9 protein-coding genes and 1 other annotated feature are annotated in these 8,080 nt (G+C 50.9%); of the genes, 1 reads left to right on the top strand and 8 read right to left on the bottom strand.

The annotated features are described in order from the left end of the window. Positions 1–129 precede the first annotated feature (129 nt). The 7 genes from QZF50_RS21445 to yjjY form a co-directional block, all read right to left on the bottom strand. Positions 130–426 carry a DUF2502 domain-containing protein gene (locus QZF50_RS21445; RefSeq protein WP_000738723.1) on the bottom strand — a complete coding sequence of 99 codons (297 nt, stop codon included), beginning with the start codon at positions 424–426 and terminating at the stop codon, positions 130–132. Positions 427–639: 213 nt separating this feature from the next. Then, positions 640–1,926, bottom strand: coding sequence for a threonine synthase (gene thrC / locus QZF50_RS21440; RefSeq protein ID WP_000781063.1), 1,287 nt, complete (start codon positions 1,924–1,926; stop codon positions 640–642). Next, on the bottom strand, positions 1,927–2,859 hold the full coding sequence (thrB, locus tag QZF50_RS21435; RefSeq protein WP_000241649.1) for a homoserine kinase: 933 nt from the start codon (positions 2,857–2,859) through the stop codon (positions 1,927–1,929). A 1-nt stretch (position 2,860) separates the two neighbouring features. After that, positions 2,861–5,323 (bottom strand): bifunctional aspartate kinase/homoserine dehydrogenase I, encoded by a 2,463-nt coding sequence (gene thrA, locus QZF50_RS21430; protein WP_001264698.1) that lies wholly within the window; start codon positions 5,321–5,323, stop codon positions 2,861–2,863. Positions 5,324–5,348: 25 nt separating this feature from the next. After that, positions 5,349–5,468: a sequence feature (Thr leader region), on the bottom strand. Then, positions 5,404–5,469 (bottom strand): thr operon leader peptide, encoded by a 66-nt coding sequence (gene thrL, locus QZF50_RS21425; protein WP_001386572.1) that lies wholly within the window; start codon positions 5,467–5,469, stop codon positions 5,404–5,406. It overlaps the preceding feature by 65 nt. Before the next feature lie 213 nt (positions 5,470–5,682). After that, complete coding sequence (locus QZF50_RS21420; protein WP_001223177.1) at positions 5,683–6,369, bottom strand: tRNA/rRNA methyltransferase; 687 nt, start codon at positions 6,367–6,369, stop codon at positions 5,683–5,685. A 399-nt stretch (positions 6,370–6,768) separates the two neighbouring features. Beyond that, positions 6,769–6,909: a protein YjjY gene (gene yjjY, locus QZF50_RS21415; RefSeq protein ID WP_001303782.1), complete on the bottom strand. Its 141-nt coding sequence runs from the start codon at positions 6,907–6,909 to the stop codon at positions 6,769–6,771. 95 nt (positions 6,910–7,004) lie between these two features. Between yjjY and arcA the strand changes: the two genes are divergently transcribed. Then, complete coding sequence (gene arcA, locus QZF50_RS21410; RefSeq protein WP_001194358.1) at positions 7,005–7,721, top strand: two-component system response regulator ArcA; 717 nt, start codon at positions 7,005–7,007, stop codon at positions 7,719–7,721. 59 nt (positions 7,722–7,780) lie between these two features. Here the strand turns inward: arcA and QZF50_RS21405 are convergent. Continuing rightward, on the bottom strand, positions 7,781–8,080 hold a 300-nt coding region (locus tag QZF50_RS21405), incomplete at its 5' end, for an inner membrane CreD family protein (protein ID WP_290388985.1).

The following is an 8,080-nucleotide window of genomic DNA, read 5'->3' as shown; positions in this document are numbered from 1 at the left end:
GCATGCGGACTGCAGGCAGAGAAAACTGGCCGATTTTCTCTGCACTGGAGGGATAATACAAGGCCTGATAAGACGCGTTAAGCGTCGCATCAGGTGCTGAATGCCGGATTGTTACCCGGCATTTGTCATTTAGCGGTGATGTTTGCCTGGACCATGACCGCCGTGATGATCATGAGGAGCTTTCTTATGGTGGCGCGGCGGTGGCGGCGGTCCGTGTGGGTGCCAGCGATTGCCTCGCCATTCATAATGTTGTTTCCACCAGCCGTGGTCGCGCCAGTGACCTCCATCCCAGTAATAGCCACGATTATCACGATCGCCTATCTGTAATTTTACTGACGGGACTAACGTAATTTCCGCAGCCTGTGCTGCCATGGGAGCGACCAGAACCAGGGAAAGTGCGAGTACGATAGATTGCATCTTTTTCACAGGTTACTCCTTTTATCATTGCCCGTTATGGGTCGATATCCGGAGATTACGCGATGAGAACGACGGTTGTTATTCTCCGCAATCCTAATCTCTAAGTTACCGCATTTATTGAGAATTTCTCCTTTTTCCCTGTCGTTTTTCTCCATAATTTCTTCATAAAAAAGCCGGGCTGCATAAAAGCAAACCCGGCCTGATTGAGATAATGAATAGATTTTACTGATGATTCATCATCAATTTACGCAACGCAGCAAAATCGGCGGGCAGATTATGTGAAAGCAAGGGTAAATCAGCACGTTCTGCCAGCTCTTTTGGCAGATCCAACGTTTCACCGAGAATCGCTTCCACGCTCTCTTTAAATTTCGCCGGATGCGCGGTGCCGAGGAACAAGCCATATTCGCCTGGATTCAACTGGTCACGCAGCGCACGATAAGCTACGGCGGCGTGCGGCTCCGAGGTGTAGCCCAGTTCTTTTAACTCACGCATTGTCTGTTGCGTGGTTTCATCATCCACGGCTGCATAACCCAGCTCTTTCAGTTGCCAGATTTTGCGGCGGAACAACTCTTCCACACGCGGCCAGTTGTTCGGCTGGCTCACGTCCATCGCGTTGGATAACGTCGCCTGAGTCGCTTTGGGTGACCACTGACCGTCGTGCAGGAAACGTGGCACGGTATCGTTCACGTTGGTCGCAGCAATAAAACGTTTCACCGGCAGACCGAGTGACTTCGCCAGCAGACCCGCCGTCAAATCGCCGAAGTTTCCGCTTGGCACCGAGACAACCAGCTGGTTGCGCGCTTCCTGCGGCAGCTGCGCAACTGCTTCAAAGTAGTAGCAAATCTGCGCCAGCAAACGGCTGATGTTAATCGAGTTAGCTGAGTTTAACCCCAGCGCCACTTTCAGCTCTTCATCATCAAACGCCTGCTTCACCAGCGCCTGACAGGCATCGAAATCGCCGTCGATGGCAACAGTTTCGATATTGCCGCCCAATGTACAGAACAGTTTTTCTTGCAGTGGACTGATTTTGCCTCGTGGATAGAGGATAACCACTTTCACATTCGGTAAACCGTAGAAAGCATGAGCTACTGCCGCTCCGGTATCACCGGAGGTCGCGGTCAGAATGGTCACTGGCTTATCGCCCGCAATATGGGTCAGCATTTGTGCCATAAAGCGACCGCCGAAATCTTTAAATGCCAGCGTTGGCCCGTGGAACAATTCCAGACAACCGACATCGCTTTCAACATTGGCGACCGGAGCCGGGAAGGCAAACGCCGCGCGCACGCGCTCTTCCAGGATTTCCTGCGGGATTTCATCACCAATAAACGCCGAGAGGATCTTCGCACTGCGGGTGACAAAATCCAGCTTCAGCATCTCATCAATTTCAGTCAGGCTGAATTCCGGCAGGTCGTGCGGAAAAAACAGCCCCTGATTTTTGCCCAACCCCTGGGTTACGGCTTGCGCAAAGCTGACCTGCTCATTGTGATCTTTCAGATTGTAGAGTTTCATTTAGTTTTCCAGTACTCGTGCGCCCGCCGTATCCAGCCGGCAAATATGAACAAAACCTTCCTGATTTTGCAGGTAGTTCTTACCCAACCAGTCGGCAACGCGCTGGGCGGTATCCGGCTTGTCACACAGAGCGAACAAGGTCGGGCCGGAGCCGGAGATACCGCTCGCTACCGCGCCGATTTCCGCGACCGCCTGCCGCGCCTGCCGGAAGCCAGGCAGTAACCGTTCACGGTAGGGTTCTGCGATAACATCTTTCATCAGCTTCGCGGCAAGCTCAGGCTGACGGGAATAGCAGGCGTGAATGAAGCCTGCCAGATGTCGCCCGTGCGCAATGCAATCCTGGCGGCGATACTGCGCCGGTAAAATAGCCCGGGCTTCTGCCGTCGAGACTTTAATCCCCGGATACGCCAGCACCCACAGCCACTCATCAAACCCTGGCACTTGCTGGCTGATGATGTCGTTTTCTTCGATCATCAACTGCATTCCACCAAGAAAACACGGTGCCACGTTGTCGTAATGAATGCTGCCGGAGATACGTCCTTCCAGCTCGCCCATCAAAGCCAGCAAACGGGTGTCATTAAGTGGCTTGCCGCAGTGTTCATTCATCGCCATCAGCGCCGCGACCACCGAACAGGCGCTGGAGCCTAAGCCCGAGCCGATCGGCATATTCTTTTCCAGAGTCATCGCCACTGGAATTTGCTTCCCAAGCTCCTGGCAAAAACGCTCCCAGCACTGATAAACGATATTTTCCCGTGGTTCTGACGGCAGCTTATCGGCAAAGCGTCCGAGGTTGTTGAGACCGAATGTCTCTGCCGCCTCAACCGTGACTACATCTCCGAGCAATGCACCATCAACGGGTGTCACCGCCGCCCCGAGCACATCAAACCCGACGCTCATATTAGCACTGGAAGCCGGGGCATAAACTTTAACCATGTCAGACTCCTAACTTCCATGAGAGGGTACGTAGCAGATCGGCAAAGACACCGGCAGCGGTAACGTCATTGCCCGCACCATATCCGCGCAGCACCAACGGCAGCGGCTGATAATAGTGGCTATAGAAGGCCAGGGCGTTTTCGCCATTTTTCACTTTGAACAGCGGATCATTACCATCCACTTCGGCAATCTTCACGCGGCAGACGCCATCTTCATCAATATTGCCAACATAGCGCAAAACTTTTCCTTCATCACGGGCCTTAGCCACGCGCGCGGCAAAGAGATCGTCGAGCTGTGACAGATTCGCCATAAAAGCGGCAACATCACCCTCGGCGTTAAACTCTGCGGGCAGCACTGGTTCAATTTCAATATCCGCCAGCTCCAGTTCACGTCCCGTTTCACGAGCGAGAATCAATAGCTTACGCGCTACATCCATACCAGAAAGATCATCTCGCGGATCCGGTTCGGTATAACCCATTTCCCGCGCCAGAGTAGTCGCCTCGGAGAAACTCATGCCTTCGTCTAACTTGCCGAAGATATAAGAAAGCGAACCTGAAAGAATGCCGGAGAACTTCATCAATTCATCACCAGCATTGAGCAGATTTTGCAGGTTCTCAATAACCGGTAATCCAGCCCCAACGTTGGTGTCATAGAGGAATTTACGCCGCGATTTTTCCGCCGCATGACGCAACAGATGGTAGTAATCCATCGACGAGGTGTTGGCCTTTTTGTTCGGCGTGACAACGTGGAAACCTTCGCGCAAGAAGTCGGCATATTGATCCGCCACTGCCTGGCTGGAGGTGCAGTCAACAATGACCGGGTTCAGCAGATGATATTCTTTCACGAGGCGAATTAAGCGCCCGAGATTAAACGGCTCTTTGGCTTGCGCCAGTTCTTCCTGCCAGTTTTCCAGATTTAGGCCATGCACATTGGTGAGCAGTGCCTTCGAGTTGGCAACACCGCAGACACGTAAGTCGATATGTTTATTCTTCAGCCAGCTTTGTTGACGCTTCAGTTGCTCCAGCAGCGCACCGCCAACGCCACCGACGCCAATCACAAACACTTCGATAACCTGATCGGTATTGAACAGCATCTGATGAGTAACGCGCACGCCAGTGGTCGCATCATCGTTATTTACCACGACAGAGATTGAGCGTTCAGAAGATCCCTGAGCAATGGCGACAATGTTGATATTGGCGCGGGCCAGCGCGGCAAAGAATTTCGCCGAGATCCCACGCAAGGTGCGCATACCATCACCTACCACCGAGATAATGGCCAGCCGTTCCGTCACCGCCAGCGGCTCCAGTAAGCCTTCTTTCAGTTCCAGGTAGAACTCTTCCTGCATTGCCCGTTCAGCCCGCACACAGTCGCTTTGCGGAACGCAGAAACTGATACTGTATTCGGAAGATGATTGCGTAATCAGCACCACGGAAATACGGGCGCGTGACATCGCGGCAAAGACGCGCGCCGCCATGCCGACCATTCCTTTCATCCCCGGGCCGGAAACGCTGAACATTGCCATGTTATTCAGATTGGAAATGCCCTTGACCGGTAATTCGTCTTCATCACGACTGGCACCAATGAGCGTACCTGGTGCTTGAGGATTTCCGGTATTTTTAATCAGGCAAGGGATCTGGAACTGGGCGATGGGGGTAATGGTGCGGGGGTGAAGAACTTTAGCGCCGAAGTAGGAAAGCTCCATCGCTTCCTGGTAGGACATCGACTTCAACAACCTCGCATCGGGCACCTGACGCGGGTCGCAGGTATAGACCCCGTCAACGTCCGTCCAAATCTCGCAACAATCGGCGCGTAAACAGGCAGCCAGCACCGCCGCGGAGTAGTCGGAACCGTTGCGTCCAAGTACCACCAGTTCGCCTTTTTCATTACCGGCGGTGAAACCTGCCATCAACACCATGTGATCAGCCGGAATGCGGCTTGCCGCAATACGGCGGGTGGACTCAGCAATATCGACGGTAGATTCGAGGTAATGCCCCACTGCCAGCAGTTTTTCGACCGGATCGATAACGGTAACGTTGTGACCACGCGCTTCTAACACGCCGGCCATAATGGCGATCGACATTTTCTCGCCACGGCAAATCAGCGCAGCGTTGATGCTATCCGGGCACTGCCCCAACAAACTAATGCCATGCAGGACATGTTTTATTTGGGCAAATTCCTGATCGACGAAAGTTTTCAATTGCGCCAGCGGGAACCCCGGCTGGGCGGCGGCGAGTCCCGTCAAAAGTTCGGCAAAAATACGTTCGGCATCGCTGATATTGGGTAAAGCATCCTGGCCGCTAATGGTTTTTTCAATCATCGCCACCAGGTGGTTGGTGATTTTGGCGGGGGCAGAGAGGACGGTGGCCACCTGCCCCTGCCTGGCATTGCTTTCCAGAATATCGGCAACACGCAGAAAACGTTCTGCATTTGCCACTGATGTACCGCCGAACTTCAACACTCGCATGGTTGTTACCTCGTTACCTTTGGTCGAAAAAAAAGCCCGCACTGTCAGGTGCGGGCTTTTTTCTGTGTTTCCTGTACGCGTCAGCCCGCACCGTTACCTGTGGTAATGGTGATGGTGGTGGTAATGGTGGTGCTAATGCGTTTCATGGATGTTGTGTACTCTGTAATTTTTATCTGTCTGTGCGCTATGCCTATATTGGTTAAAGTATTTAGTGACCTAAGTCAATAAAATTTTAATTTACTCACGGCAGGTAACCAGTTCAGAAGCTGCTATCAGACACTCTTTTTTTAATCCACACAGAGACATATTGCCCGTTGCAGTCAGAATGAAAAGCTGAAAAATACTTACTAAGGCGTTTTTTATTTGGTGATATTTTTTTCAATATCATGCAGCAAACGGTGCAACATTGCCGTGTCTCGTTGCTCTAAAAGCCCCAGGCGTTGTTGTAACCAGTCGACCAGTTTTATGTCATCTGCCACTGCCAGAGTCGTCAGCAATGCCATGACTCGTTCGCGTAAAGCTTGCAGTTGATGTTGGTCTGCCGTTGTGTCACTTTTCGCCGGTTGTTGTATTAATGTTGCTAATTGATAGCAATAGACCATCACCGCCTGCCCCAGATTGAGCGAAGGATAATCCGCCACCATCGGCACACCAGTAAGAACGTCAGCCAACGCTAACTCTTCGTTAGTCAGCCCGGAATCTTCGCGACCAAACACCAGCGCGGCATGGCTCATCCATGAAGATTTTTCCTCTAACAGCGGCACCAGTTCTACTGGCGTGGCGTAGTAATGATATTTCGCCCGACTGCGCGCAGTGGTGGCGACAGTGAAATCGACATCGTGTAACGATTCAACCAGTGTCGGGAAAACTTTAATATTATCAATAATATCACCAGATCCATGTGCGACCCAGCGGGTGGCTGGCTCCAGATGTGCCTGACTATCGACAATCCGCAGTTCGCTAAAACCCATCGTTTTCATTGCCCGCGCCGCTGCCCCAATATTTTCTGCTCTGGCGGGTGCGACCAGAATAATCGTTATACGCATATTGCCACTCTTCTTGACCAAATAACCGCGAACAGGGTGATCACTGTCAACTTATTACGCGGTGCGAATTTACAAATTCTTAACGTAAGTCGCAGAAAAAGCCCTTTACTTAGCTTAAAAAAGGCTAAACTATTTCCTGACTGTACTAACGGTTGAATTGTTAAAAAATGCTACATATCCTTCTGTTTACTTAGGATAATTTTATAAAAAATAAATCTCGACAATTGGATTCACCACGTTTATTAGTTGTATGATGCAACTAGTTGGATTATTAAAATAATGTGACGAAAGCTAGCATTTAGATACGATGATTTCATCAAACTGTTAACGTGCTACAATTGAACTTGATATATGTCAACGAAGCGTAGTTTTATTGGGTGTCCGGCCCCTCTTAGCCTGTTATGTTGCTGTTAAAATGGTTAGGATGACAGCCGTTTTTGACACTGTCGGGTCCTGAGGGAAAGTACCCACGACCAAGCTAATGATGTTGTTGACGTTGATGGAAAGTGCATCAAGAACGCAATTACGTACTTTAGTCATGTTACGCCGATCATGTTAATTTGCAGCATGCATCAGGCAGGTCAGGGACTTTTGTACTTCCTGTTTCGATTTAGTTGGCAATTTAGGTAGCAAACATGCAGACCCCGCACATTCTTATCGTTGAAGACGAGTTGGTAACACGCAACACGTTGAAAAGTATTTTCGAAGCGGAAGGCTATGATGTTTTCGAAGCGACAGATGGCGCGGAAATGCATCAGATCCTCTCTGAATATGACATCAACCTGGTGATCATGGATATCAATCTGCCGGGTAAGAACGGTCTTCTGTTAGCGCGTGAACTGCGCGAGCAGGCGAATGTTGCGTTGATGTTCCTGACTGGCCGTGACAACGAAGTCGATAAAATTCTCGGCCTCGAAATCGGTGCAGATGACTACATCACCAAACCGTTCAACCCGCGTGAACTGACGATTCGTGCACGCAACCTGCTGTCCCGTACCATGAATCTGGGTACTGTCAGCGAAGAACGTCGTAGCGTTGAAAGCTACAAGTTCAATGGTTGGGAACTGGACATCAACAGCCGTTCGTTGATCGGCCCTGATGGCGAGCAGTACAAGCTGCCGCGCAGCGAGTTCCGCGCCATGCTTCACTTCTGTGAAAACCCAGGCAAAATTCAGTCTCGTGCTGAACTGCTGAAGAAAATGACCGGCCGTGAGCTGAAACCACACGACCGTACTGTAGACGTGACGATCCGCCGTATTCGTAAACATTTCGAATCTACGCCGGATACGCCGGAAATCATCGCCACCATCCACGGTGAAGGTTATCGCTTCTGTGGTGATCTGGAAGATTAATCGGCTTTACCACCGTCAAAAAAAACGGCGCTTTTTAGCGCCGTTTTTATTTTTCAACCTTATTTCCAGATACGTAATTGATCGTCCATTGTAACTTCTTTACTGGCTTTCATTTTCGGCAGTGAAAACGCATACCAGTCGATATTACGGGTCACAAACATCATGCCGGCCAGCGCCACCACCAGCACACTGGTTCCCAACAACAGCGCGCTATCGGCAGAGTTGAGCAGTCCCCACATCACACCATCCAGCAACAACAGCGCGAGGGTAAACAACATGCTGTTGCGCCAGCCTTTCAATACCGCCTGCAAATAAATACCGTTCATTAACGCCCCAATCAGACTGGCGATTATCCATGC

The organism is uncultured Escherichia sp., from assembly GCF_948475835.1.
GTDB lineage: Bacteria > Pseudomonadota > Gammaproteobacteria > Enterobacterales > Enterobacteriaceae > ECMA0423.
The sequence above is the reverse complement of the archived record's forward strand: the minus strand, read 5'-3'. Positions and strand labels throughout refer to the sequence as shown.

What these genes read in the sequence shown, in the direction of transcription:
- thrC (WP_000781063.1), bottom strand. Translation starts at nt 1,926, where the DNA reads ATGAAACTCTACAATCTGAAAGATCACAATGAGCAGGTCAGCTTTGCG.
- thrB (WP_000241649.1), bottom strand. Translation starts at nt 2,859, where the DNA reads ATGGTTAAAGTTTATGCCCCGGCTTCCAGTGCTAATATGAGCGTCGGG.
- thrA (WP_001264698.1), bottom strand. Translation starts at nt 5,323, where the DNA reads ATGCGAGTGTTGAAGTTCGGCGGTACATCAGTGGCAAATGCAGAACGT.
- QZF50_RS21420 (WP_001223177.1), bottom strand. Translation starts at nt 6,369, where the DNA reads ATGCGTATAACGATTATTCTGGTCGCACCCGCCAGAGCAGAAAATATT.
- yjjY (WP_001303782.1), bottom strand. Translation starts at nt 6,909, where the DNA reads ATGACTAAAGTACGTAATTGCGTTCTTGATGCACTTTCCATCAACGTC.
- arcA (WP_001194358.1), top strand. Translation starts at nt 7,005, where the DNA reads ATGCAGACCCCGCACATTCTTATCGTTGAAGACGAGTTGGTAACACGC.